Below are 23653 nucleotides of genomic sequence, written 5' to 3'. Positions count from 1 at the left end.
TGCGTCAGACGCGCTCGATGATCATCGCGATGCCCTGGCCCACGCCGATGCACATCGTGCACAGCGCGAAGCGGCCGCCGGTGCGATGAAGCTGATAGCTCGCGGTCGTCACGAGCCGCGCGCCGGACGCGCCCAGCGGATGGCCGAGCGCAATCGCGCCGCCGTTCGGGTTGACGCGGGGATCGTCGTCGGCGACGCCGAGCATGCGCAGCGTGGCGAGCCCTTGCGACGCGAACGCTTCGTTCAGCTCGATCACATCCATCTGGTCGATGGTCATGCCAAGACGCGCAAGCAGCTTCTGCGACGCCGGACCCGGCCCGATGCCCATCACGCGCGGCGGCACGCCCGCGGTCGCGAGACCGAGAATGCGCGCACGCGGCGTGAGGCCGTGGCGCTTGGCGCTTTCCTCGTCGGCGATCAGCATGGCGACCGCGCCGTCGTTCACGCCCGACGCGTTGCCGGCCGTCACGCTGCCGTCCGGACGCACGACGCCCTTCAGCTTCGCGAGCGCTTCGAGGCTCGTTTCACGCGGATGCTCGTCCTTGTCGACGACGAGCGCATCGCCCTTCTTCTGCGGAATCGTCACCGCGACGATTTCCTGCGCGAGCGTGCCGTCCTGCTGCGCGCGCGCCGCTTTCTGCTGCGAGCGCAGCGCGAACGCGTCCTGATCGGCGCGGCTGATCTTGTAATCGTCCGCGACGTTCTCGGCGGTCTCGGGCATCGAATCGACGCCGTACTGCTTCTTCATCAGCGGATTGATGAAGCGCCAGCCGATGGTCGTATCGTGAATCTCGGCGGAACGCGAGAACGCGCTCGTCGCCTTGCCCATCACGAACGGCGCGCGGCTCATGCTCTCAACGCCGCCCGCGATCATCAGGCTCGTTTCGCCCGCCTTGATCGCGCGCGCCGCGACGCCGATCGCGTCCATGCCCGAGCCGCACAGGCGGTTGACCGTGGAGCCCGGCGTGCCGACCGGCAGACCCGCCAGCAACGCCGACATGCGCGCGACGTTGCGATTGTCTTCGCCCGCCTGATTCGCGCAGCCGTAGATCACTTCCTCGACGGCTTCCCAGTCGACTTCCTTGTTGCGCTCGACGAGCGCGCGCAGCGGCACGGCGCCGAGATCGTCGGCGCGCACGGAGGAGAGCGAACCGCCGTAACGGCCGATCGGCGTGCGGATGGCATCACATACGAAAGCTTCTTTCATCAATTGCTCCGGTTCTCTTATGTCTCTCAGGCGTCAAACAGCTTCGGTCAAAGGCACGTATTGAAGCGGCACCTTGGCCAGTTTCTGCAATTCTTCGAACGACAGACCTTCCACGATCTCGCGCACCACGAAGCCTTCCGGCGTCACGTCGAACACGGCGAGGTCCGTGTAGACGCGGTCCACGCACTGCACGCCCGTGACCGGATACGAACACTGCGCGACCAGCTTGCTTTCGCCCTGCTTCGTGAGCAGTTCCATCATCACATAGACTTGCTTGGCGCCGATCGCGAGATCCATCGCGCCGCCGACGGCCGGGATCGCGTCGGGCGCGCCGGTGTGCCAGTTCGCGAGATCGCCCGTCGCCGAGACTTGAAACGCGCCGAGCACGCAGAAATCGAGATGGCCGCCGCGCATCATCGCGAAGGAATCCGCGTGATGGAAATACGCGCCGCCCGTGAGCAACGTCACGTGCTGCTTGCCGGCGTTGATGAGCTCGTCGTCTTCGGCGCCTGTCGCGGGCGCCGGGCCCATGCCGAGCAGGCCGTTTTCGCTGTGCAGGAAGATTTCGCGATCCGCCGCGAGGTGATTGGCGACGAGCGTCGGCACGCCGATGCCCAGGTTCACGTACGCGCCTTCGGGAATATCCGCGGCCACGCGCCTGGCCATTTCGTCACGAGTGAGTTTCTTCATGGCTTTTCGTCCTTCCTTAAGCAGCGAGTTCGGCTTGATGCACCGCTTGCGGCACTTCCACGACGCGCTGCACGAAAATGCCCGGCGTCACGATATTTTCGGGGTCCAGCTCGCCGAGCGGCACGACCTTCGACACCTGGACGATCGCCGTTTTCGCGGCGCTCGCCATGATCGGGCCGAAGTTGCGCGCCGTTTTACGATAGACCAGATTGCCCCAGCGGTCGCCCTTGAAGGCTTTCACGAGCGCGAAATCCGCGTGCAGCGGCGCTTCGAGCACATAGTGCTTGCCGTCGATCACGCGCGTTTCCTTGCCTTCCGCGAGCTTCGTGCCGAAACCCGTCGGCGTGAAAAAGCCGCCGATGCCCGCGCCCGCCGCACGGATGCGCTCGGCCAGATTGCCCTGCGGCACGAGTTCCAGTTCGATTTCGCCCGCGCGATAGAGCGCGTCGAACACATATGAATCTGTCTGGCGCGGGAACGAGCAGATGATCTTGCGCACGCGCTTGGCCTTGAGCAGCGCAGCCAGGCCCGTGTCGCCGTTGCCGGCATTGTTGTTGACGATCGTGAGTTCGCGCGCGCCTTGTTCGATGAGCGCGTCGATCAGTTCGGACGGCATGCCCGCCGTGCCGAAACCGCCGATCATGATGGTCGCGCCGTCGTGGACGTCGGCCACGGCCGAGGCGAGCGAATCGAAAATCTTGTTGATCATGTGCCGTTCCTTCTCCTGTCCCGGAAAGCCGGTTTGCCGCCGCGCTTTCCGAATTCGGGTTTACCAGTTGGTAATCAGACTTGCCTCAAAATGTTCGTCATGCGAACATGGATTCGTTTAGCGAACATCGGCATGTTAGTCCCGCATTCGTTGTCGTGTCAACGAAGCATCTGCAAACTGCGGGTTTTCACGGAGCCGCCGAACGTGTCGCGTTTTCATGATTTCATGACGAGCCTTATGAAGAATTCAGCCATGCCAGACCCGGATGCCGAGGCGCAAGGCGCGCAGTCGCGTCCCGGCGATGCCTACGTCCAGTCCTTCGCGCGCGGGCTCGCGGTGATCCGCTCGTTCGATGCGAACCGCCCCGCCCAGACGCTGACCGACGTCGCCGCCGCGACGGGCCTCACGCGCGCGGGCGCGCGGCGCATTCTGCTGACGCTGCAGTCGCTCGGCTACGTCGAGGCGGACGGGCGCCTCTTTCAACTGACGCCGAAGATCCTCGATCTCGGGTTCGCGTACCTGACCTCGATGCCCTTCTGGAATCTCGCCGAACCGGTCATGGAAGACCTCGTCGAGCAGGTCCACGAAAGTTGCTCGGCGGCGGTGCTGAACGGCGCGGAAATCGTCTACGTGCTGCGCGTGCCGACGCACAAGATCATCACGCAGAATCTGTCGATCGGCAGCCGCCTGCCCGCGTTCTGCACGTCGATGGGCCGCGTGCTGCTCGCCGCGCTCGACGATGCGCGCCTCGACGAAACGCTCGATTCGAGCGATCTCGTTCCGCGCACGCCGCGCACGATCGTCGACAAGGACGCGCTCAAGGACGCGATCGCCATCGTGCGGCGCCAGGGCTGGGCGATCGTCGATCAGGAACTGGAGGAAGGACTGATTTCGATGTCCGCGCCGATCCGCGACCGGCAGGGACGCGTGATCGCGGCGCTGAACATCAGCGGAAACGCCCAGCGCAAGAACGCGAAGCAGATGGTGAAGGCGTTTCTGGAACCGCTGCAGGACGCGGCGCAGCGCGTGTCGGACATGGTCGCGCGGCGCGGCTGATGGCACACTGACGCGCGAAGATACGGCGGTTCTCCATGAACGATCTCGACCTGAATCTGATTCCGTACCTCGTCGCCATCGAGGAAACGCGCAACGTGAGCCGGGCCGCCGAGCGCCTCGGCGTGAGCCAGCCGCGCGTATCGACGGCGCTCGCGCGGCTGCGCGAATACTTCAACGATCCGCTGTTCGTGCGCACCTCGCGTGGCATGGAGCCGACGCCGCGCACCGTCGCGCTCGTGCCCGCCGCGCGCGAGGCGCTGGCGCGTATCGAACGCGGCCTGCTCGACCGGCAGCACTTCGACGCCTCGGTCAGCGCGGAGACTTTTTCGATCGCACTATCCGATGTCGGCGAAATCGTGTTCCTGCCGCGGCTCCTGCAAGCGTTCGCGAAGGAAGCGCCGAAAGCGAATCTGCGCTCGGTGTCGGCGTCGCACGGCGATGTCGAGCGCGGGCTCGAAGCGGGCGACATCGATCTTGCAGTCGGCTATTTTCCGGACCTGCGCGGCAACAACTTCTTTCAGCAGCGGCTCTTCTCGCATCGCTTCATCTGCCTCATGCGGCGGGATCATCCGTTCGCGCGCGAGCCGCTCACGGTGGAGCGCTTCATGGAATGCGGCCACGCCGTCGTGCGCGCCGAAGGCCGCAGCCAGGAGATTCTGGAGAATTTTCTCGACAAGGAGCGTATCCGCCGCCGCGCGGTGCTCGAGACACCGCACTTCATGAGCTTGCCGTTCATCCTGTCGCGCACCGATCTGATCGCGACCGTGCCGCATGCGATCGGCTTCGCGTACGTCGCCGAACATGCGTCGATCACGCTCGCCGAGCCGCCGCTCGCGCTGCCACGTTTCGATCTGAAGCAACACTGGCATCGCAAGTTTCACAACGATGCGCGCACGGTGTGGCTGCGCCGGATCGTCGCCTCGCTCTTCAACGACGAACTCGACGAGTGGCCCAAATAGGCTTCGATGCCGCCCGGCGATAAATCCGGCTAACATTGGGCGTTTTATTTCCGGACAGGAAATGTTCGATGGACGCTCTGACCAGTCTGCGCGTATTCCGTGAAGTCGTCGAAGCGGGCAGCTTCGTGAAAGCTGCCGAACGGCTCGACATCTCGACCGCCATGACGAGCAAGCACATTGCCAATCTGGAGCGGCAGTTGGGCGTGCGGCTGCTGAACCGTACGACGCGCCATCTGAGTCTCACGGAAGCCGGCAGCGTCTACTACGAACAGTGCAGCGAGGCGCTCGACATCCTGCAGGCGGCGCAAGCGGCGGTCGGCGCGCAGACGGCGCAGCCGCAAGGCGTGCTCAAGGTCACGGCGCCCGGCTGGTTCGCCAATCGCACGTTCGCGGATCTGCTGGTCGCGTATCAGGCGCGTTATCCGGGCGTGCTCGTCGATCTGCGGCTCGAGAACCGCTTCGTCGATCTCGTCGAGGAAGGCTACGACATGGCGATTCGCGCGACGTCCGAGCCGTCGCCTTCGCTGATCGTGCGGCCTTTGTGCAAGATGCCCTTCGTGCTCGCCGGCTCGCGTGCCTATCTCGAACGGCACGGCAAGCTGCGTCATCCGGACGATGTCGCGCGTCATCGGTTCGTGCTGCCGACGTACACGAATATCGACTCCGTGACGCTGACGGGACCGGACGGCGCGTTCATCGTGAAGAATCAGGCCGTGCTCAAGACCAACGATACCTCGATGGCGCTGCAACTCGTGCGCGCCGGCCTCGGGCTCGCGTATTTACCGGCGTGGATCGTCGAGCCCGAGCTGGCGGCGGGCGCCCTCGTGCGCGTGCTGCCGAGCTACACGGCGTTCGCGCCGTCCGTCTACGCGGTCTACACGAGTCGAAAATACATGACGACGAAGGTGCGGACCTTCATCGACTTTCTGTCGGAGGCCTTGGCCGATCGGCCAATGTAATTAGGAATACTCTTATTCTAGCGATGAGTCTCGCGTGTGAAGATCGCGCCCGCTTCCCGATTTGGGCGCTCGAGACGTAACAGGAATTTACATTGGCGCCGCCGGGATCGTTCCTGTTACCCGCACGCGAGGTACGCGCAAAATGGATTTTCCCTGGCTTCCCCTGGCCTTCAGTCTGACCTTGCTTGGCCTGGTGCTCTTTATCTGCCGCACCGTGAACGCGAGTCTCGGCGCGCTGAAATGGAATGGCGCGCTGCTCTTCCTGGCGCTGTGCCTCTTGGCGATGCTCCTGGATTTCACGCTGACGATGGTCTTCGCTTCCGCCAGTTTCTATGAGCGCACCAAGTACGACGACTTCGGATCGAGAATCGCGTGGAGCGAGCGGATCGTCACTTATCTCATTCCATGCGCGATATCGCTGCTGCTGGCATTGAGATTTCGTCAGCGTCAGCGCTTCGCGCGGAAGCATGGGCTCGGCCGGAGCGAGACGGGCCGCGACGATTCGGTGCAGATTCAAACCTCGCCCTACACGCAGTCGGAGCTGACGCTTTGACACACAGCGAGTGAATTTGGTGAGTGCAACAGCGAAATTGTTCGGGGTGGTTCTACTATTCGTTTCGCTCTGATATACTTTCGCTCTTTCGGGGCGTAGCGCAGCCTGGTAGCGTACCTGCATGGGGTGCAGGTGGTCGGAGGTTCAAATCCTCTCGCCCCGACCAGAACAGAACCCGCGTCAGCATTGGCTGTCGCGGGTTTTTTCTTGCGCGCGGACTGTACGTAAATACAGTGACTTTTAGGCGGGAAATTAGGCGCGCCTAATACACTCGCAGCTCATCGATGCTATAACTGTACATCCATACAGCACGAGCATCATGAAACCTCTTGCCCCCGATCCGCCGTCTTTGACCGAGCTCCGTGCTCTTTGGATAGAGAGGCCTTCTCAACTCGCAAGCGTGCGCAGGCTCATTCGCGAGGTGCAGCATCTTCGTCTGCGCCTAGTTCAGATCGCTGCGCTGATGGACGAGCATGATCGGAGGCTGCGCGGACTCGGCTTGGACAACCTTCGCGACCGGCATTCCCCCTTCAGAAAAGCGGAGGCGCTCGTGCTCGCAGAAATCAGACGCGTTGGCACGATAGTCGACGCGCCTAAGCAGCCGGCGCCGGGCTCCCATGCGACGATGGAGCAAACCCTTCATCCATCACCGCGGCACGATTAGAACGGATGCGAAACACAGTGCTTCGGAAACGTTCTTGAAGTTGCTGACAAGAACGACAATACTCGTGCTGGGCGCTTGCATGGCGCTCGTTCATCTGTAGCCCTTGCCCGGCCACCCGCCGGGCTTTTCTCTTCTTGTTGCTGTCGCGTGAGCCTGCTTTGTTTTAGCGTGGTTGCTCGACGATCTGAATGCGGCGCGTCTCAGTGCGCCCGCCGATGTCGTGATGCAGGCGACGATATACGCCGCGTAAGCTGTGCCGCCGGAGATCCACGCGAAAGGCAGACCGGCCGCGACCCCACGCACATCCGGCGCGACGAGACGACTATCGATATTGATCCCGGCGTTGGCACTCGCATGGAGCGAAGTGACCCGCTCGGAACGAGCATCGCATTCAGCCAGTGATCATTCCGCCTCGAGAACTGCGGGTCTCGTAAACAGGCGCAGCCTCACTTTCCTCTGGCACGTCGACTTCGCGAACACAACTCGCGCAATCATTGGTTCGATGCGCTTGATCGCCCTGTACATCCCAGGGATGTGCTGCGCGTCGCATCTCGACGATGAGGTGGCCACATTTTCTAAGTTCCCCGTGATAAGCTGCTACGTTTCGTTACATTTTGTAACTTTTAGTAATAGGTGCCGCATCGAGCGCCGCTTCGCCCACCGAGATGAACAAAAATAAAAGCTCTATAAATATCCCCGAACCAATCCGTTCCGGGGCGTTCGTTCAGACTTTCCGCACATATACGCGATCCGCTTCGATTTTCATTTTGTCTATACTCTTTGTGATCGGGGGATACGCAGTCGTTCAAATCCCGTTGCGTCAAGGCAGTCCCGACATCATCGTGTATGGCGCGACGCCTGCGGGGATCTCTGCGGCGCTGTCCGCCGGCAAGCTGGGGAAAAAAGTACTGATTCTCGAGCCTGGCAATCATCTCGGAGGAATGGTCACAAGCGGCGTCAGCGTAAGCGACGCCTATTCTCCCGACCTCCTGTGGTCCATGGGGGGATTCGCAGCCCGTTTCACCCACGCAGTGGAGGACCATTACGGCCAGGTCTGGACGCTCGGCGGCACCCGGCACGAGCCCCATGTCGCGGAGGAGATCTTCAGGGCGATGCTCGAAGCCCAACAGAACGTTCGTGTCGAATTCGGATCCGCACTGAGAGAAGTCGACACCCGTGATAAGGCGATCATCAGCGTCGTGACCATACTTGGCAAGAAGCACTTGGCGAAGGTTTTTGTCGACGCTAGCTACGACGGCGACCTTATGGTGCTTTCCGGCACTCGGTACGTGCTGGGACGCGAATCTCGGCTCAAATACAACGAATCGTTGGCCGGCTTCATGCCCGCCAGCATCAAGGAGGGTGCGCGTGTCGATCCCTATAGAGTCCCTGGCGATCCAGAGAGCGGCTTGCTTCCACATATCATCGAAAATCCGCTTACGCCTATGGGCGCCGAAGACATGTCGTTGCAGGCATATGGGTACCGGCTCTGCGTGACAGCGGATCCGGCGAATCAATTGCCAATCGTCAAGCCCGATAACTACGATCCGCATGAGTTCGAGGCGTTGGGTCGCATTGCGGCTGGGCATCCTGAATTGAAGACGACGTTTGACTTCATTGGCAACGTCGCTATTCCAAACAATAAGTTCGACGTAAACAACGTGGGCATCTTTTCCACGGACCAGATTGAGGGGAGTTCAGAATATCTGAATAAAGATGCCGCCGGTCGGCGTGCAATCGAATCCGAACGGAAGCGATACACAATGGCCGTAATACATTTCCTCTCGACGGATGAGCGCATTCCAGTGAACGTGCGCAAGGAAATTGGTTCGTGGGGACTGTGCAAAGACGAATTCACGGACACCAATGGCATTCCTCCTTTACTCTACGTCCGGGAAGGCCGGCGCATGATCGGGAAATATGTCATTACGCAACATGATCTTTTCGGTGAAACCTCTGTGCCAGATCCCATCGGTTTCGGTGGCTTTCCGATGGACCAACACATCGTCCACCGGTTCGCCCATGACGGACAGATCGCTACCGAAGGAATTCTATGGAAGCCGCTAACTCGGCCATACCCGATCTCATATCGCGCCATTGTCCCGACCTCTGATCAAGTTCACAATCTGCTTGTGCCGGTATCGCTCTCGGCGTCCCATATCGGTTTTTCGTCGCTCCGCGTCGAGCCGACCTTCATGATCACTGGGCAGGCAGCCGGCGCGGCGGCCTCGATCTCAATCGACACTCACGTGAGTGTCCAGGACGTTGACTACAAACAGCTTTCGAGCGTGCTAATCGGTCAGGGGGCGGTCTTAAGCCCGCGTGAGGCGCCCGCCGAGACACTCGTGGTCAGATAAATATCTCCTTAAGTCCAACATCAAGCACTTTAGATTCAATGGGTTTCAACACCGTCTGTAGATAGAGGCGAATAATCGACTCGTGCGCGACAAGCAACGGTTCTAGGCTCAGCAAAGAGGCATAAGAGGTACAGAGCCTGTTCGAGCACCCCAAAGCCCGTCCCCGTCACCAGACGGGTTTTTTCGACCGCTCACCGCAGCGCCGCGCGCGAACTCCACCGGCAGAGCTTTATGCGAACCCTACCTCAAGGAAACGCCGCGCACCGCGCTTTTATCGCCGCCGCGTGCACGCGACGGTGTATGACGTGCCCGCGAGTCCTCCCGACAGCGATGCCGAGACGATCTCGCCCGCGAAGCTCAATGAATTGAGCCTGAACCCAACGTCGGACGTTACAGTTGTTTTGAGCGATCGACTCGGTCTCTCCTAGCCAGGCAGATCAACGCCAGTTGAAGTCGAAAACGTCCTTCGCGGTTGATCCAAATCGGTCCCGCTCATCGTGCTTGATTCTTAAGGTTTGCTTTCGTCTTTCTTACGCCATATAATCAGTGGTCGCTTAAAAATCATAGACAAGAAAATGAGCGTAAAGAATCGAGAGACCAAACCGAGCAACGGTCCAAGAAAATTGACCGCATTCGACTGGGTCTGTCTTGCCATTCCTGTTGTGGCAGGAATCGCCTATTGGCTCGCTACCCCGTAGCTAATCGAAGCCAGAAGGAAGTCAGCCGTCGGCGATGAGAACGAGTGCGAGCCCCTTCACTTGCCGGTAGGTTTCCAACCGCACTGAGCGGCACCGGCGCGGTTGTGCGCGAGGACCGCTCTTGCCGTCTCGTCGCTGAGCACGTCAGTCGAGCTCACGTAGATCGGCTTCGTCCAGTCGCAGCCCGTATCAACGAACTTGGTCTTGACCTGCACCAACGGCTCCGCGACCGGCGTCTTCACCTGGGCGACTCCACTCGTTTCGCAGCTCGTCAGCGGCAGCGCCAGAAGGCAGAGCAGCAACGTCGTTTTCCACATGGGTTCTCTCCTTCGATGCATCGGCACCGGCGCGCGCGGCGGCGGCATTGGCTTGCGCTTCCCCGTCGCGTACCTCGGCGGCCTGCGTCTTGGCTTGCTCGACCGCGGTAGTTGCCTCGGCAACCTTCTGTTGCGCCTCCGCTGTTGCCGTCTTCGCCTGTTGATGGCGCGTGAAGCCGAAGAGCGCGGCGGCAGCGGCGATCACCCACGGGCCGAACTGAAGAATCAGGGTCCACATACCGTGCCTCCGTGAAGGATGTAGCCCGCGCGCAGCGTCTCGATCTTGTGCTGGAACTGGCCGTAGCTATTGCCGGGAAGGCTCGCCCAGATGTTCGAGCACTTCGCGATCGCGCTCTCGATGCGCCCTGCCTTGATGTCGTCAATTGCGCGCCGCTCGCGGATCTGCTGGATTGCGATCTTGTCCTGCGAGAGCGGCGAGAAGTCATGCAGGCCGAGCTGCTTCTTGTACGCGTCGAAGTAGCGCGAGAGCAGCTGGTAACGCCCGGCCGCAGTCGACGCGATGCCAAGGCGAGGCAATTGCACCAGGCGCCGCGGATGATCCGCATACCCAACGAAAAGCGCGCCGCCGACGATCACGTTGTAACCGTCGTCGCTGTCGGGATCGATCGACGTCCCCTCCGAGATAGAGAGCATGTCGAGAAACGCACAGATGTTCTGCCCACCAGCGTCGTCAGGTTTGATCCGCGCCATCGCCGCCCTCCTTCTCTTTGCGGCGTACCGACGTGTAACGCAGCGCAAGGAAGCCAAGCCCGAAGGCTGTGTATCCGATCCACTGCTGCACGTTTTGCGGAATCGCTGCCTTGAGTTCGGCGGGCATGCCGACCCATGCCTGCGCGATGAGCGGCCCGGCGCCGACGACCGCTGTGAACGCGGCGCCCGCGATCACCGTGCCGCGCTTGTGGAGTTGCCGCCAATTGTCGGCCAGCGTCAGTTTCAGGTTCATCGCGTCCACCCTCTGGTTTCCGGTCGCACGCCAGCGCGGTTGTAAAGCAACTGATCCAGCTTCGAATTCGTGTCTTTGATGTCCGAGCCGATGGCCTTGAGTTGGTCCTTCACGTCGCTGCGCAGCGCGGCCTGATCGCGTTCGATGGTTTGGAAGTGAACTTCCTGTTGTCGATCGCGCTCCTCGAGGAGCAAAACGCGCTGAGAAACGTTGTTGTAGAGCCCAATACAAAAACCTGTCGCGGACACAGCTGCGAATAGCACCGACAGGACGGTCGGGATGTTGATCGTCCCGTCGAACCAGCTTCGCCGAGTGTCTGAAGGGTGCTGTGTTACCGACATGCGGTCTCCTTGTGCGCCGCGATTGGGCAAATAAAAAAAGCCGCCCAAAGGGCGGCTTGCACTTCACTTCTTCGACGGTGCAATGACACCGACGACGCTATTTCTCCAAGACGAACAAGTAAAAGCCGGGAATAAACTCAAGCACCTGCGTCAGCCGATACCGCTCCGAAACCGCCTTTTCATAGATGGCTTGATTGAATTCGCTTCGATGTTGTGACACAAGCGGACGATATTCATTCCTCGACGAGGACGCGAGCATGATGAAATCGGGCTTGGATGCAAATATCACCGGAATGCGGCGATCTGGATGTTTCGCTATCTCCGCATTGCATAGGCCAAACATGTCCACAACGGTCCAGTTGGACAGATATGAAATCAGACCGACAGAGCTAACTGCAACTGTGCCGGTGGTTTTCACAGATCCGAGCTTAAGCCCCATCGCCCCATAGGAAGACTTCAGGCCGTCTGCATAGATGTTCAGAAAATCACGCTCGGTGCGGTCAAGCGACGCCGCGCTCGCCATGACGAGAAGGATTGTCGCTATAACGACGACGATCCGTTTAGACGCGGCATGTACAACCCGATCAATCGTACTGAACCCGGTCACGATAAGGAGCGGAACGATTGGCATCAGAAACCGGTGCCCTTCGCCCATCAGATGAACCGGCTTCGTGAAGAAAACAATGTAGGCAATCGCCGCAATCAAAAATCCCAGCATTCTGCGGCGGGCTCCCAGCGACAGTAGCAAAAGCGCGGCGATTAGCGGTTCCGTCAGAAAGCTTAGGACACTACCCAAGCCCTGCAATCCTGCACCGGTACCTTTGATATAGAACGGCAAAGGCAGGAAACTCGAAAAATACGACCAACGCCAACCGAAGTACAGCGCCCCCGCGCAAACATACAATGCACCCGCCCGCAGCAACTGGCGACGCTCAGATACCTCCGGGCTCGTTCGAACAGCGGTGGCTAGGAGGATGAGCGCGACCAGATTTAGATCAGGACGTGCAAGCCCCATCAGCAACAATGTCACGGCAAAAAGCAGGTAGCTTCCGGCGCCGCGCGGCCGATTGAATCGCAAAACTTGAAACACCCCGGCACAAGCCAGGAAGGACGAAAGAGCCGTCTCCATGCCCGAAACTGTGATAATGGCAACTGGAAAAAAACACAGATACGCCGCAGCGCCGCCGAGCGAAAGCAAACCGACCAATGGTGACCATCGCTCGTTTTCTCGGCCTTCCCGAATGCTCAACGCGATCAGAACAGCTGTGCCAATCGCAAAACACAGATTGATCTCTTTGGCGTAGATGTCCGCAGGTATGCGCAACAAGAACGCAGGAACCATTGCGATAAGCCAGAGAGCGCTTGTAAACCCTTCCGCTGGCGCTGAATCAGTGGGGTTGAATCGCAGGCCATGGCCCTGTACGAGATTGCGTGCGTATCTGAAGGAGATGAACGAGTCATCCATCGTATAAGGCCAGATCGACGCGCAGAGATACGCAAAGTAACCCAACCCGAGCAGGGCAAGGAAAAGGCCCAGAACTGTCGCCGGCCGGATATTGCTTTCGGGTTGATTGCTATTCATTGTGTATGGAGAGGTCGCTGCACGATGCGTTGTTTGCCTGCCTGAGCGGCAAGCTCGGCATCTTACCGCACCTCATTTCCCTTGCTCATCAGACGAGATCAGCTCAGACCTGCTCCTCACTGAACGTTCCTTCTGGAAATCCGGCCTTGTAGGTAAGCCACCGTGCATCGTTAGCATCGACCTGGCCTTGATACTTCCAGACTTCCGCATCTTGCCCGCAGCTGAAAGATGCGACGATCACAGCCTTGTCAGAAGCCGAGAATGCTACGAAGTTCTCCATGGCCTACCTCCCTTAGAACGTATAAGCAGTGACGTTGATTAGAAAATTAAGCGTTCCACCTGAAACCGCGGCCCGATAGTAGAGCGTCTGCGGCGTTTGAATCGCGATATGCGAGTATGAGACGACTGTCGTTGCGCCGGCTGTAGCGCTTGTCGCGCCGATTGCAACACGACCGATCTCACTGGGCGATCCGGATAACACGGCATTCGCTCCAGCAGAAGCCGTCGACGAGCCAATAGTGAAGTCTCCGCGACAAGTCCTCGCGTTCAACGGCAAGACCCCCCCAGCCGAGAACGAAGTCAACGACGCCTGAACCGTCGAAGTGGTCAGCACATTGCTCGTTGCAATGCTTACCTCGCGCTCGACCTGACCCGCGCCGACAAACTGACCACTTGCGTTCGTCGGCCAGACGCTTACCAGCGCGGACGCCGTATAACTGGCCGGCATGTTCGCGCCGCCGTATACATTCGGCTGCACCGCGCTCGTCGCATTCTTCGCCAGCAGAGCAGATGCACCGGTCGTTGGGTTGAAGATCGCATACAGCGCGACGAAGCCGCTCACAGGAGCAGTGCCCGTATCCATGCCGCCTGCGCCGGTCGTCGCAAGGTTGATCGTCTTACTGAAGCTCGCAAGACGATACGTCCGACCGTTCAGAGCGGTTGCGACGATGATCTCGTCGGCGCTCATCGTGGCTGATGCGGAAGCGGCCGACACGCTCATGCTGAGATTTCGCACCGTACCAACGACCGGCGAGAACATGGACTGGATCGCGGCAAGCAACTGCGTTCGATCGTTCGGGTCGAGTGTTTGGCCCGATGCCTCGACGACGTTGGCGATCTCTTCCTGAACATGATCGAACCAGACATCTTCAAGGTCAGTTGCGGCAATGCCACTGACTGCGTTGCCGTTCGTAAACCCCGGCTTTCCCACGCCGAACTTATCGACGACCTTTGTTGCGGTAGAAATTCGGCGCATTCGTTACGCTCCGTATCCGATGTAGAGAATGGTGTGAGCCGGCCTGTACTTCGCAAGAATGCAAGCGAGGCCGGGATCACCGAAACGCGTGAGCGGCTCGTTTGCGCGGCTGTTCGCCTTGAACCTCACTGCTGTCGACGACGCCGGAACAGAAATCAGCCACGCGTAGCGCCAGCCGCCCTGATTCAGCGCCGCGTTGCACTTGCTGTTCGCCTTGAAGGGCTTATATTCGGTGATCGTGGCGCCCGGATAGCCGAGCGCAGCGACAAAGTCGATGAAGAACTGCTTCGACTGCCCGCCTTCGAACGCGATCTTCTGAAGCAGACGTCCGCGGCGCTCGGCGATCGTTGCCGCCTCCGGATAACACTCGTCGGGCAGGCCGTAGTTCCGCTCCCAGTCCGCAAGCAACTCGATCGTCGTGCGCGGGTCTGCTTCCTCAATCAGTGCGTCGATGCGGGCCTCAATCCGCGCGAACTCTTGCGCCCATCCATCGAGCAGCCGAGTAACGAACGCTTCAGGCTCGCGCGGCCACGCCGGGCCATACGGTGTCAGGTTCTGGCACAGTTCGAGATAGTCGGCCGCCGTCAAGCCCATGTGATGCTCCCGAATACCGGCATCTGACCAGTCGTGTACACCTGATTTGTCGTCGGAAAGACGAGCACACTGTCCATCTCACCCGCCGCCGTGCTGATCGCTTCGCGGATGTGGCTGATGAGCCGAGTCACGCCGGGCGCGGCCTCGCGCAGCAGCAGGTCGCGCAATTCGGCTTCCACGGCTGCTTTCACCGTCGCTGTTGCGGGCGTAAGTTGAATCGTGAAATTGAGCGGCACGGCAACCGGCGCGACGACATATACATCAGCAGTGACAGGCCGTCGGCTCGAATCGTCGATGTAATTCTGCACCGCCTGAACTTCCATCGAATCCGGGATGATGGACGCGTCATTGTCCCGCACGAATCGCACCGTCACCGTGCCCGCGCCCATTTCCTTCGGATACACCCACGCGCGCGTAACGCCGGGCACCTCAAGCGCCCATCGCTCGTAGTCTGCCGACGAGCCGCCGGCGGGCGGCTGCTGGATGCGCGCGAGGAATCGGCTGCGAAGACTGGTGACGGACTCGATGTCTGAGCCGTTTGTGAGCGCGCCAGAATCGACCGTGACAACCGACTGCACGCCCGCAATCGGATTCAGCAGCGTGAGCGCGGTCGCTGCCACGGTGTTGCCCGCCGCGCCGGCCTCAACGGCTGCGACCGGGACAGCAGTCGCACTAGCGCCGAGCGTAGTGTCTGTCGTGACCGTGAACTCTTCGCCGTCCGCGCGCTTCATCAGCGTGTCGATTGGAATGAGCGTGCCCACCGTGCCAGTCACGAGCACGTTGCCGCTCGCCGCGGCAGCGGGCTTCTGCGTGACGCCCCAGATTGACGCCCAGCGGATCAGAATCTCTTTATCGGCGGTGTCATAGATGACCTGCCGCGCGATCCAGTCTAGATAGCCGTGGATCTCGTGCGACGCGCCGGCCAACACGCGCGACAACACTTCGGAATCAGAGCGGCGCAGCAGTTCGTCCTGGCTCAAACGCGTGAGCAGGTCGCCGCGCGTGCGCGCGACAATATCAGTGAGCGCCGGGCGGTTAAACATTGTTGATCAGACTCCAGACGTTAGAGAATCGCAGCGTTGTCGCTGCGGCGTCCACTCGATAAACCGTGACGGTCAAACCCAGCCCGTCGTTTCCGATGCGCTCGGCGGCCACCGTGACGCGCGTCGCGACGCCGTCATCGATCAGGTGCGCAAGCGCTTCCCTCGCGTATTGCTCGGCGCGGTTCAAGGTGCTCTGCGCCAGCTTCTCGCGCGCGAGAAGCCAAAGTCGCGATCCGATCTGATCGTTTTCAACATCCGAGACGTTGTCGCCCCACCAGCCCCACTTCGTGTCTTCGATCGGGTCGTCTGGCTCGGCGCGACGCCAGGTGAAGAGCGACATGATCACGGCGCGCACGAGCGGATTCGTCTCAGCGAGCAACGAAGATTCGACGCCGTCGATAGTGAGCGGCACATCCTGCGCGTAACTAGGCATGAGCGCCTCAAAAAAAAGCCGCCCATAGGCGGCCGACTCTCAATCGTCGCGGCGTCAATCCAAGTGCGCGCCGCCGTTAGTGTGATTCAAGAAGGATTTGCCACCAATGAACGCGTCGCCGGTGATATGGACGTCTCCGGTGATCGTCGCGCCGTTGGCACCGCTGGTGACGCCTTCGGTTGCGAACAAGGTGCCGATCACTTTCACGTTGCCAGTGATCGTGATACCGTCCGCGCCCAGCACGATCGACTGACCTTTGTCGTCGTGCACCGCGACGTCGCCGTCAGCGAGTCCGGTCAGCCTGTAGCGCCGATCCGCGACCACCACAGCGATAGCGTGCGATCGATCTCCGTCCGGAAAGACGGCGACGACCTCAGCGCCTGCGTGCGGCCGGCTCGTGAATCCGTACGGCTCGAAGTGCTCGACGTTGTCGGCGGTTTCGTCAGCTAGAAGGTTGACCTGTAGCGACTGCATCTTCGTCGACGCATTGGCGAGCGCGACCGTGCCGCGCGCGATCATGTTCTGCACGCGTCGCACGATCGGGCCTGCCATCTTCGCAAAGGCTCGAGCATCCATTAGCGTTTCACGTCTGACCAGCCGCTCTTAGACTTCACGGCTGCATTGTTGACCTTGGGTGCCTTGCTGTCGGCGGGAACCACATCCTTCCAGTCGCCGCCATCACCGGCACCCTTCTTCTTGCCGTCCTTCTTGGCGGGGCTGTTGACGTAGCCATCCTTCGGCCCAACCTGCAGGCGGCAGAGCATGCCCTGATCGCCCAGCGAATACGTCACCTCGGCGATGACGAATTCATCGTCGAAGCCGATCACCGGATCGACCACACGCACAAGTTGGTTGTGCAGCCACAGCGAGCCATCCTCCTGCCGCCATCCCGCGACCGTGTACGTCGTCTCCAGCGCCTTGGCCTTGCGGTGCGCCTGCTCATACTTAACGCGCTGCGCCGCGGTGCCGCCGTCACACTGGCCACTCGACTTCTTGACCAGCACGCGGTGACGCTTAAGCACGCTCGTGTCCGTGATGTCCGCGAACTCGCTCGCTACCGTCTCGCCGAAGTCGTCATCCGTTCCGGAGCGCTGCCCCTTGCAGATGTATTCGGTATAGACGTCCTTGTAATCGAGCGGCGCATCGGCCGACAGGATGTTCTCGCCGAGCTTCAGCGCGGTCTTCGCCGTGCCTGCGGTGCCGACGTCGATGAAGACGAGCTGACCGAGCGCGTCGTCGGTAGCGAGCAACTGCCGCAGCTTCAGCATGCGGTCGATCGACTCGAATACGCTTTCGCCCTGGTCGATCGCATGCGCCAGCGCCGCGCCAGTGTCCATCTGCGTGACGACCTTGATGCCGTACACGCCCGCAAGATCGGCCGCGATGCGTTCGACCTTCGCGCCCGCCCAGCTTCCCGGCTTGTTCACAGCCGAGCAATCGACCAGATCCGCCGTCTTGCTGCGCCCCTTCACGCCGACAGTGAGCGTCTGTGCGTCGTATCGGATCGGTGTAGCGTCGACGTATCCAGTCAGGACGCGATCCTTTCCGATGATTACCTCGCACTCATCGCCCGGACGAATGCGCCGCGGGATGTCCGCCTGGCCCGGCCAGCGATCCGTGACGCTCAGTTCAAATTCGCGCACCTGCCGCTCGATGCCGGCCGTGATCTCGACCGACTTCCAGCCGCCGTACTCCTTGCCGTTCACCAGCAAGCGTACGGCGTTCTTGTCCTCGGTCATACCGAAAGCACCTTGATCGGTTCAGCCGGAACGAAGCCCGGCCGGCGAATCTTGTTGAGGTCAACGATCTCGCCCTCGCGCGCGACGTCTTCGAATTGGTCGTAAGCTGTCACGATCGCAGGCATGATTGCGCGCGGCGTAATTGTTTTCAGCCGCGCGCTCTGCGAGAGCCGCCCCGTCACGTCGGCATACACCGCCGCGCGCGCGTCCTGAAGCACGACATACACGGGGTCTGAGACGGCCAGACTCTCGTTGTCGAGCGCCGCCGTCACGTCATTGCGAATCTTCACCGCGTCGTCGTAGATCGGCAGGTCCATCGTCGTCGTCATGCCGACCGCCTGCACGAGCATCGACTGACTGAACAGATGATTGAGCGCCGCAGCATTCGTCGCAGCCTGCGCGCGGCTCGGGCTGACCGTCGATGTCGCCGTTGACGCACTATTCGCAACCGCTTGCGCCGTCGCAGCGCGATCGCTGAACGTTCGGCTCAGGCTTGTCAGCGCGGCGACTGTGTCGCTATTGCGCGCGCTGGCCCCGCCGCCACCGAACATCGACGTGATGCTATCGACGACCGACTCTCCGCGCTTGAACAGGCCAAACACGGTGTCGGCCATCGCGAATGCGTCAGGGATGAGCGTGCGCGCGTTGTCCTTCAGGAACTGCATCGGATGGTCGAGGATCGATTTGATATTCGACGTCGCGTTGTCGATCAGGTCACATCCGTCATTGAACGTCTTCACTGCGTCGTCGAAAACAGCAGACGGCTTGCTGTTCACGTCGAACTTCTCGACGTAGTCGAACGAGCCGGCGTCCTGCAGCCTGTCGGCCGCTTCGAGCGACTTCGCACCGAGCGAGTTACCCGCGCTCGGGAAGGCCAGTTCGCCCGCTTCGACGAACGAAAGCTGCACCGTGCACATGCCGCCGTTCGCGATGCTATGCGAGACGCGCGCCGGATCCTTCAGTGATACCTTGAGCTCGCCGTACCACGGATGCACGAGCGTTCCCGGTCCTGCCGTCTCCAGCGCCTCGAGCAGCTTGTCGCGTGCGTCGAGGTAATCGTCACCGATCAGGAATGCCGTGACGTTGATCTCCCGCGTGGCACGTCCGAGATCTTCAGCGTAAGGCATGTCACGCTGTGGATACTCGTGCACCTGCGTGCGCCGTCCGAAGCTGCCGTCGTCGGATTCGACCTCGAACGGCACACCCCGGAACGTCGCCGGCTGAAGTTTGTCTTTCCAGGCCATTTATCAGAACGCCAGTTGACTGCGGTATCCCACGTCAGGGTTGATCGACAGACCCGGCTGATTGCTCGTACCCGGATCGACGCGCGTGCCCGGTGGTGCGTCTTGGAAGCGCACGACGAGTTCGCCGTTCAGCTTCGTCTGTGCCGGTTGCCCGGCAAGCGCTCCGGCGAGCGGTCCGCGCGACTGCGGCGTGACGAGCCGCTGCGGCGGCACGCCCGAAGCTGAAGGCACCGGCGACACAGCGGGCGGCGCCGTTTGCTGAAGCACCCGCGCGCTAGCTTGAACCGGCGATTTCTGCGGCGATTGATCGACGGCTCCAGTGGCGATTGGAGCCGAGCTTCGACCGCCTGAAAAGAAATCGCCGATCGCGCCCGCAACAGACCGGGCAGCGCCGAGGATCGGATCGACGAAGACCTTCACCCGGTCCCAAAGACCGGAGAAGTACGTCACGATCGGCTCCCAGTTGCTGATGATCAGACCGAGCGGTGTGAAGTTCAGGAAGTACGCCTTCACAAACTCGAAACCGGCTGTGAAGATCGCCTTCACGCCCTCCCACAGCTTCGCGAAGAACGGGCCGACCGTCTCCCAGTTGCTGTAGATCAGATATGCCGCGCCCGCAATCGCTGCGACCGCGATGCCGATAGGGTTCATGAGGAACGCGCGCCCCAGCAGGAAGACGGCGCGCGCGGCGATCAGCACGCCTTTCGCGAAGAACGGAAAGATGTAGGTGCCGATCCGAAGGAACACCGCCGCGAGCTGAACAGCCGACGAAACAGGCCCGATCAGGATGATTGCGCCGAGTCCGTACAGAACGTTACGCAAGCCGCCGACCGCCGAGACGAACGCATCGATTCCGTCCAGCACGCGGATGATTCCCGTTCCGAGCGCTTCGAACCCGCCCGACTCGACCCAGCCTTGAAACGCCTTCGCGACGCGCGCAATGTAGCCGCCTACCTTCTGCTGCAGCAACTCCTTGTTCGCGCCGATCCACTCGGACACCGCCTTGACCGCAGCCATCACAGACGGCGCAGCAACCGCAAACGCGGCGGCGATCTGCACCTTGATCTGCCGCGAGATCAGCCCGAAGCTGTCGCCGAGGTCGTCGAGCTTGCCCGTCGCTTCGTCTGACAGCACCGCGCCGAGCCGCTTGGCGTCGTTCTGCGCGTCGATCAGCGCCTTGCCGCCGCCCTTCAGCGTGGCGATCATCTTCGCGCCAGCCTTCCCGAAGAGTTCCATCGCGATGCGCGTGCGCACGGCGGGGTTCTCGTTCTTTTCGAAGGCATCGGCCAACTGCGGCAGCACCGACTCGACGCTCCGAATCTGCCCCTTCGCGTCGCGCAGCGGAATGCGCAGTTTCGTGAGCAGGTGAAGCAGGCTATCGTCCTTGCCCGCGCCCGCCTCAGCGAGCCCCTTGTTGAGCTTCGTGACGGACTCGATAAAGTCCTCACTCGACACGCCGCTCGCCTCGAACACGGTCTGCAGAGATTGCAGCGGGCCGATCGCGACGCCTGTCTTGTCTGATGCGTCCTGCAGCGCACCTGCATATTCGAGCGCGCCCTGCGCCGCATGGAGCGCGGCGAACCCGACCGCGCCGAAGCTGATCGCCGCGGGCAATCCGACACTGCCGAGCAATCCGCGGCTCGCGCCGCCGAGATCGCGAAACGTCTTGTGCGTGGCATTGATGCCGGTGCGCACCTTCTGAAGCGTCGGCGAGATCTTATCGACCGCGGTCAGGATCGCTTTTAGTTGGAAGGAATCAGCCATCGTCCGGTGTCTGTTGTTCAGCGATGCGCAGCGCGTTTCGCTCGTATCGATTGAAGTCGGTGAGCGAGAGCGCCATCACCTCGGCGGGGCTGATCTTCCAGAAATACGCCAGGTCGAAGACGCGTTGCTCGAACGCCTCGGTCTGGCGCGCAGCCAGTTCCTCGGCAGCCAGTTCGTCTTCTTCCACGACCCCTCGCTTACGCGCCGACGGTGGCCGCGTCCTGACCGAAGAAGCCCATCACGTGCGCCTGCAGCGTGGAGAGATCCGCGATCGCCAGCTGCTCGACCGACGACATCGGGATTTTCGCGAGGCGCACGACGTAGCGCGCGACGACCTTCGGCCGGAGCTCGACACCCTGCCCGTCGTCGCTCTGCACGACGAGGTAGGGATAGCCGAGCTCCATCACGTCTTTCGCGGTCGGGTCGCGCAAGTCGAGCTCCTGCGTTTCCTCGCCGTGCGCCGAGATCGGCTTGCTGAGTGTGACGATCATTGCCAGATTCCCTTCGTGCCTTCGAATTCGAGGTCGATTTCGCCGTCCTCGCCCTTTGCCGTCGGTTCGCCGACGAGATACGCGCCCGAAAGCGTGTGCACCTTGCCGTTGCCGAACTCCGACGTGATCGTCATATCGGTGCCGTTGATCAGTGTGTCAATCGGGAAATCTGGCATGAAGATCGCCGTCAACTTCGTCGAAGGGACGCGGGTCGTTTCCTTGTAGCCGACCGGGCCTTTCGTGCTCGACACCGTCTCGCGCACGACCTCGCCGACGGTGCATTCGAGGCTGCCTTTCACCTCCAACTGCTCGCCGTCGACCTTCACGAAGCACATCCCTGCTACGCGCTTACCCATGTGCTACTCCTTAATATTGCAGGCGGAACTGTGCGAGCACAGCGAACACGCGCAGCTGATTGACGAGATCCGGCGGGAACAGCACGTCGAGCCGGTTCGGGTCGTCGGCGTTGCGCTCGACGATCAGGTTTTCGGCGAAAGCCTTCGCGTTCTCGACGAGGCCTTCGTCCTCCATCTGCGCATACACCGATGCGAGTTCGCCGCGGATCACGCTCGGCGTGACGATCGCCGCGCCCGCACCGAAGTGCGTGCCGTCGTCGGCCAGCTTGTGACGCGGGTACTTCGTCGTGATCACGCTACGCAGGCGGCGGATGATCGCCGCAAGCTGGTGCATCGTTTCGCTGTCGAGATACGACGGATCGGCCTGCCCCCAGAGATTCTTCTGGTACGTCGTGATCGCGCGCTCGATGCGCACGACGCCGCTCACCGTGTAGCTGGTCGCAATACCCGACGAAAGCAGCGTCTGACGCTCCGTCTGGATGAAGCGATTGCTCGCCGGCGCCGCCGTGATGCCGGTCAGTTCGCCGGTCTGCGTCGGTCGCGCCGGATCGGCGGCGATGAACACCGCGTTGCGAGCGCCGTATGCCGCTGCATATTCCCAGACGGGATTCGGCAGGAGCGTCGGCATGCCCGCGATCGTCCCGTGTTGGTCATTGCGGAGGACGCCCGCAGCCTGCAACGCCGAAAACGTGCCGCGCAGCGCGCTGTACACGTGCCCGTAGATCTGACGGTTCCACGCCCAGCGGCCCGTCGTGTCGTTCATCACAGTGCGGAACAGGTCGAGGTTCGTCGTGTCCGCATACGGATGGATGATGAAGTCGTACTCGTCATCGCCCATCGCTGCAATCGCGCTCGTCAGCGACGGCGCCGCCGTGCCGCCGTTCATCGCCGTCACAGCGACCGACAAGCCAGCCGGCGTCGATTCGCCGCCCGCCGCACCCTTCATGTTCATCTGAAGGAGCAGGTCGTTGCCGAGCGCGCCCTTGTGCCGCGCGGTCACGGTTACAGTGCCCGTCGATGCCGATGCCGTCACAGGCAGATCGGTATTCGCGTTGATCGCCGCGGCCAGCGCGGTGGCGCTCGTCGCTGCGGTGTCGGACGCTGCAACAGCGATCTGCACGCGGTCAGCGCCGATGTATGCGCTCAGCGTGCCCGCGGCCGTCGCGGTGCCCGTGATGGCGAACGAGCCGGTCGCGGCGACGCCTGCGCCCGGATCATCCACGGCGAGACACCACACTTCACCGGACGAATCTCCCTCGCGATACTTCGCGTGCATGCGCGCGAGCATCGAGCCGACGCCGAACAGGGTCTTCGCCTGGTCGCTGCGCGACACGAGCTGCGGCACGTTCGAGGCGCCAGTGCCGGCGGCCAGCTTCTGGCCGATCAGCAGCGTGCGAACGGCCTGCGAGAAGTATCCAGCCTGGCTGTTGTCGACTTCCGCATAGAAGAGCGGGACTCGATTGTTGGCCGAAACGGTTTGAAATGGCACGGTCATTATTTGGTCCCTTTCTTCACGGGTTGCGATTCGCCATCATCGGCGGCGACTTCGGTCACGTCGCCATCTTCAATGCGGCGCAGCCAGTAGACGTTCGGCTCGACCTCTCGGCCTTTTTCGGGCAAATAGCCCCCCTTCTCCGGGTCGGGCACTTGCCGACCGGATACCGGTTTGATACGCATG

Annotated in this window: 27 protein-coding genes and 1 tRNA gene; 6 read left to right on the top strand and 22 right to left on the bottom strand. The window is 61.4% G+C overall.

Annotation, left to right across the window (positions count from 1 at the left end; genetic code table 11):
* Positions 1-4 precede the first annotated feature (4 nt).
* From pcaF to NOV72_RS18915, 3 genes are read right to left on the bottom strand one after another with little or no spacing between them, the layout of a single operon-like run.
* A complete protein-coding gene (pcaF, locus tag NOV72_RS18925; protein ID WP_106856114.1) occupies positions 5-1207 on the bottom strand; it encodes a 3-oxoadipyl-CoA thiolase in 1203 nt (400 codons plus the stop codon).
* Positions 1208-1240: 33 nt separating this feature from the next.
* Positions 1241-1897, bottom strand: coding sequence for a 3-oxoacid CoA-transferase subunit B (locus NOV72_RS18920; protein WP_106856113.1), 657 nt, complete (start codon positions 1895-1897; stop codon positions 1241-1243).
* A gap of 16 nt (positions 1898-1913) precedes the next feature.
* Positions 1914-2606, bottom strand: coding sequence for a 3-oxoacid CoA-transferase subunit A (locus NOV72_RS18915; protein WP_106856112.1), 693 nt, complete (start codon positions 2604-2606; stop codon positions 1914-1916).
* A gap of 237 nt (positions 2607-2843) precedes the next feature.
* On the opposite strand from NOV72_RS18915, the gene NOV72_RS18910 reads away from it, so the two are divergent.
* From NOV72_RS18910 to NOV72_RS18880, 6 genes are all read left to right on the top strand, one after another.
* Positions 2844-3662, top strand: coding sequence for an IclR family transcriptional regulator (locus tag NOV72_RS18910; RefSeq protein ID WP_106856209.1), 819 nt, complete (start codon positions 2844-2846; stop codon positions 3660-3662).
* Positions 3663-3697: 35 nt separating this feature from the next.
* Positions 3698-4621: a LysR family transcriptional regulator gene (locus tag NOV72_RS18905; protein ID WP_106856111.1), complete on the top strand. Its 924-nt coding sequence runs from the start codon at positions 3698-3700 to the stop codon at positions 4619-4621.
* A 68-nt stretch (positions 4622-4689) separates the two neighbouring features.
* Complete coding sequence (locus NOV72_RS18900; RefSeq protein ID WP_106856110.1) at positions 4690-5580, top strand: LysR family transcriptional regulator; 891 nt, start codon at positions 4690-4692, stop codon at positions 5578-5580.
* Between the two features lie 142 nt (positions 5581-5722).
* Positions 5723-6133: a hypothetical protein gene (locus NOV72_RS18895; RefSeq protein WP_106856109.1), complete on the top strand. Its 411-nt coding sequence runs from the start codon at positions 5723-5725 to the stop codon at positions 6131-6133.
* An 89-nt stretch (positions 6134-6222) separates the two neighbouring features.
* Positions 6223-6299, top strand: a tRNA-Pro gene (locus NOV72_RS18890).
* A gap of 1163 nt (positions 6300-7462) precedes the next feature.
* Entirely contained in the window at positions 7463-9154 is a 1692-nt protein-coding gene (locus tag NOV72_RS18880) for an FAD-dependent oxidoreductase (RefSeq protein ID WP_106856107.1), read from the top strand.
* A gap of 887 nt (positions 9155-10041) precedes the next feature.
* Here NOV72_RS18880 and NOV72_RS18870 read toward each other — a convergent pair.
* The 19 genes from NOV72_RS18870 to NOV72_RS18785 all read right to left on the bottom strand — a co-directional run bounded on the left by NOV72_RS18870 (position 10042) and on the right by NOV72_RS18785 (position 23652).
* Entirely contained in the window at positions 10042-10407 is a 366-nt protein-coding gene (locus tag NOV72_RS18870; protein WP_181291109.1) for a hypothetical protein, read from the bottom strand.
* A complete protein-coding gene (locus tag NOV72_RS18865; RefSeq protein WP_106856106.1) occupies positions 10395-10880 on the bottom strand; it encodes a glycoside hydrolase family 24 protein in 486 nt (161 codons plus the stop codon). Before NOV72_RS18865 ends, NOV72_RS18870 begins: the two co-directional genes overlap by 13 nt.
* Positions 10861-11133 (bottom strand): DUF7940 domain-containing protein, encoded by a 273-nt coding sequence (locus tag NOV72_RS18860; RefSeq protein WP_106856207.1) that lies wholly within the window; start codon positions 11131-11133, stop codon positions 10861-10863. Before NOV72_RS18860 ends, NOV72_RS18865 begins: the two co-directional genes overlap by 20 nt.
* A complete protein-coding gene (locus tag NOV72_RS18855; RefSeq protein WP_106856105.1) occupies positions 11130-11474 on the bottom strand; it encodes a hypothetical protein in 345 nt (114 codons plus the stop codon). Before NOV72_RS18855 ends, NOV72_RS18860 begins: the two co-directional genes overlap by 4 nt.
* 97 nt (positions 11475-11571) lie before the next feature.
* A complete protein-coding gene (locus tag NOV72_RS18850; protein ID WP_106856104.1) occupies positions 11572-13056 on the bottom strand; it encodes a hypothetical protein in 1485 nt (494 codons plus the stop codon).
* A 103-nt stretch (positions 13057-13159) separates the two neighbouring features.
* Entirely contained in the window at positions 13160-13336 is a 177-nt protein-coding gene (locus tag NOV72_RS32395; protein WP_181291108.1) for a hypothetical protein, read from the bottom strand.
* Positions 13337-13348: 12 nt separating this feature from the next.
* A complete protein-coding gene (locus tag NOV72_RS18845; protein ID WP_245933088.1) occupies positions 13349-14311 on the bottom strand; it encodes a hypothetical protein in 963 nt (320 codons plus the stop codon).
* 3 nt (positions 14312-14314) lie between these two features.
* Positions 14315-14899 (bottom strand): YmfQ family protein, encoded by a 585-nt coding sequence (locus NOV72_RS18840; protein WP_216858887.1) that lies wholly within the window; start codon positions 14897-14899, stop codon positions 14315-14317.
* Positions 14896-15948 (bottom strand): baseplate J/gp47 family protein, encoded by a 1053-nt coding sequence (locus tag NOV72_RS18835; protein ID WP_106856102.1) that lies wholly within the window; start codon positions 15946-15948, stop codon positions 14896-14898. The genes NOV72_RS18840 and NOV72_RS18835 overlap by 4 nt, the downstream gene beginning before the upstream one ends.
* A complete protein-coding gene (locus tag NOV72_RS18830; protein ID WP_181291107.1) occupies positions 15941-16360 on the bottom strand; it encodes a phage GP46 family protein in 420 nt (139 codons plus the stop codon). Before NOV72_RS18830 ends, NOV72_RS18835 begins: the two co-directional genes overlap by 8 nt.
* Before the next feature lie 75 nt (positions 16361-16435).
* A complete protein-coding gene (locus NOV72_RS18825; RefSeq protein WP_106856100.1) occupies positions 16436-16933 on the bottom strand; it encodes a phage baseplate assembly protein V in 498 nt (165 codons plus the stop codon).
* 23 nt (positions 16934-16956) lie between these two features.
* Positions 16957-18120: a phage baseplate assembly protein gene (locus NOV72_RS18820; protein WP_216858886.1), complete on the bottom strand. Its 1164-nt coding sequence runs from the start codon at positions 18118-18120 to the stop codon at positions 16957-16959.
* Positions 18117-19364 (bottom strand): DNA circularization protein, encoded by a 1248-nt coding sequence (locus NOV72_RS18815; protein ID WP_106856099.1) that lies wholly within the window; start codon positions 19362-19364, stop codon positions 18117-18119. Before NOV72_RS18815 ends, NOV72_RS18820 begins: the two co-directional genes overlap by 4 nt.
* Positions 19365-19367: 3 nt before the next feature.
* Positions 19368-21128, bottom strand: coding sequence for a phage tail tape measure protein (locus NOV72_RS18810; RefSeq protein ID WP_106856098.1), 1761 nt, complete (start codon positions 21126-21128; stop codon positions 19368-19370).
* Positions 21121-21315 carry a hypothetical protein gene (locus NOV72_RS18805; protein ID WP_106856097.1) on the bottom strand — a complete coding sequence of 65 codons (195 nt, stop codon included), beginning with the start codon at positions 21313-21315 and terminating at the stop codon, positions 21121-21123. The genes NOV72_RS18810 and NOV72_RS18805 overlap by 8 nt, the downstream gene beginning before the upstream one ends.
* A gap of 10 nt (positions 21316-21325) precedes the next feature.
* Positions 21326-21619: a phage tail assembly protein gene (locus NOV72_RS18800; protein ID WP_106856096.1), complete on the bottom strand. Its 294-nt coding sequence runs from the start codon at positions 21617-21619 to the stop codon at positions 21326-21328.
* Positions 21616-21975: a phage tail tube protein gene (locus NOV72_RS18795; protein ID WP_106856095.1), complete on the bottom strand. Its 360-nt coding sequence runs from the start codon at positions 21973-21975 to the stop codon at positions 21616-21618. The genes NOV72_RS18800 and NOV72_RS18795 overlap by 4 nt, the downstream gene beginning before the upstream one ends.
* A gap of 10 nt (positions 21976-21985) precedes the next feature.
* Positions 21986-23470: a phage tail sheath subtilisin-like domain-containing protein gene (locus tag NOV72_RS18790; protein WP_106856094.1), complete on the bottom strand. Its 1485-nt coding sequence runs from the start codon at positions 23468-23470 to the stop codon at positions 21986-21988.
* On the bottom strand, positions 23470-23652 hold the full coding sequence (locus tag NOV72_RS18785) for a DUF2635 domain-containing protein (protein WP_106856093.1): 183 nt from the start codon (positions 23650-23652) through the stop codon (positions 23470-23472). Before NOV72_RS18785 ends, NOV72_RS18790 begins: the two co-directional genes overlap by 1 nt.
* Between the last annotated feature and the right edge of the window lies 1 nt (position 23653).

The organism is Caballeronia novacaledonica (genome assembly GCF_900258035.1).
Classification (GTDB): domain Bacteria; phylum Pseudomonadota; class Gammaproteobacteria; order Burkholderiales; family Burkholderiaceae; genus Caballeronia; species Caballeronia novacaledonica.
Note: the sequence above shows the minus strand (reverse complement) of the source record. Positions and strands in the feature narration are given on the sequence as shown.

Bases quoted from the DNA above. Each gene is read 5' to 3' on its own strand.
- pcaF (WP_106856114.1), bottom strand. From the start codon at position 1,207: ATGAAAGAAGCTTTCGTATGTGATGCCATCCGCACGCCGATCGGCCGT.
- NOV72_RS18920 (WP_106856113.1), bottom strand. From the start codon at position 1,897: ATGAAGAAACTCACTCGTGACGAAATGGCCAGGCGCGTGGCCGCGGAT.
- NOV72_RS18915 (WP_106856112.1), bottom strand. From the start codon at position 2,606: ATGATCAACAAGATTTTCGATTCGCTCGCCTCGGCCGTGGCCGACGTC.
- NOV72_RS18910 (WP_106856209.1), top strand. From the start codon at position 2,844: ATGAAGAATTCAGCCATGCCAGACCCGGATGCCGAGGCGCAAGGCGCG.
- NOV72_RS18905 (WP_106856111.1), top strand. From the start codon at position 3,698: ATGAACGATCTCGACCTGAATCTGATTCCGTACCTCGTCGCCATCGAG.
- NOV72_RS18900 (WP_106856110.1), top strand. From the start codon at position 4,690: ATGGACGCTCTGACCAGTCTGCGCGTATTCCGTGAAGTCGTCGAAGCG.
- NOV72_RS18895 (WP_106856109.1), top strand. From the start codon at position 5,723: ATGGATTTTCCCTGGCTTCCCCTGGCCTTCAGTCTGACCTTGCTTGGC.
- NOV72_RS18880 (WP_106856107.1), top strand. From the start codon at position 7,463: ATGAACAAAAATAAAAGCTCTATAAATATCCCCGAACCAATCCGTTCC.
- NOV72_RS18870 (WP_181291109.1), bottom strand. From the start codon at position 10,407: ATGTGGACCCTGATTCTTCAGTTCGGCCCGTGGGTGATCGCCGCTGCC.
- NOV72_RS18865 (WP_106856106.1), bottom strand. From the start codon at position 10,880: ATGGCGCGGATCAAACCTGACGACGCTGGTGGGCAGAACATCTGTGCG.
- NOV72_RS18860 (WP_106856207.1), bottom strand. From the start codon at position 11,133: ATGAACCTGAAACTGACGCTGGCCGACAATTGGCGGCAACTCCACAAG.
- NOV72_RS18855 (WP_106856105.1), bottom strand. From the start codon at position 11,474: ATGTCGGTAACACAGCACCCTTCAGACACTCGGCGAAGCTGGTTCGAC.
- NOV72_RS18850 (WP_106856104.1), bottom strand. From the start codon at position 13,056: ATGAATAGCAATCAACCCGAAAGCAATATCCGGCCGGCGACAGTTCTG.
- NOV72_RS32395 (WP_181291108.1), bottom strand. From the start codon at position 13,336: ATGGAGAACTTCGTAGCATTCTCGGCTTCTGACAAGGCTGTGATCGTC.
- NOV72_RS18845 (WP_245933088.1), bottom strand. From the start codon at position 14,311: ATGCGCCGAATTTCTACCGCAACAAAGGTCGTCGATAAGTTCGGCGTG.
- NOV72_RS18835 (WP_106856102.1), bottom strand. From the start codon at position 15,948: ATGTTTAACCGCCCGGCGCTCACTGATATTGTCGCGCGCACGCGCGGC.
- NOV72_RS18825 (WP_106856100.1), bottom strand. From the start codon at position 16,933: ATGGCAGGCCCGATCGTGCGACGCGTGCAGAACATGATCGCGCGCGGC.
- NOV72_RS18820 (WP_216858886.1), bottom strand. From the start codon at position 18,120: ATGACCGAGGACAAGAACGCCGTACGCTTGCTGGTGAACGGCAAGGAG.
- NOV72_RS18815 (WP_106856099.1), bottom strand. From the start codon at position 19,364: ATGGCCTGGAAAGACAAACTTCAGCCGGCGACGTTCCGGGGTGTGCCG.
- NOV72_RS18810 (WP_106856098.1), bottom strand. From the start codon at position 21,128: ATGGCTGATTCCTTCCAACTAAAAGCGATCCTGACCGCGGTCGATAAG.
- NOV72_RS18800 (WP_106856096.1), bottom strand. From the start codon at position 21,619: ATGATCGTCACACTCAGCAAGCCGATCTCGGCGCACGGCGAGGAAACG.
- NOV72_RS18795 (WP_106856095.1), bottom strand. From the start codon at position 21,975: ATGGGTAAGCGCGTAGCAGGGATGTGCTTCGTGAAGGTCGACGGCGAG.
- NOV72_RS18790 (WP_106856094.1), bottom strand. From the start codon at position 23,470: ATGACCGTGCCATTTCAAACCGTTTCGGCCAACAATCGAGTCCCGCTC.
- NOV72_RS18785 (WP_106856093.1), bottom strand. From the start codon at position 23,652: ATGCGTATCAAACCGGTATCCGGTCGGCAAGTGCCCGACCCGGAGAAG.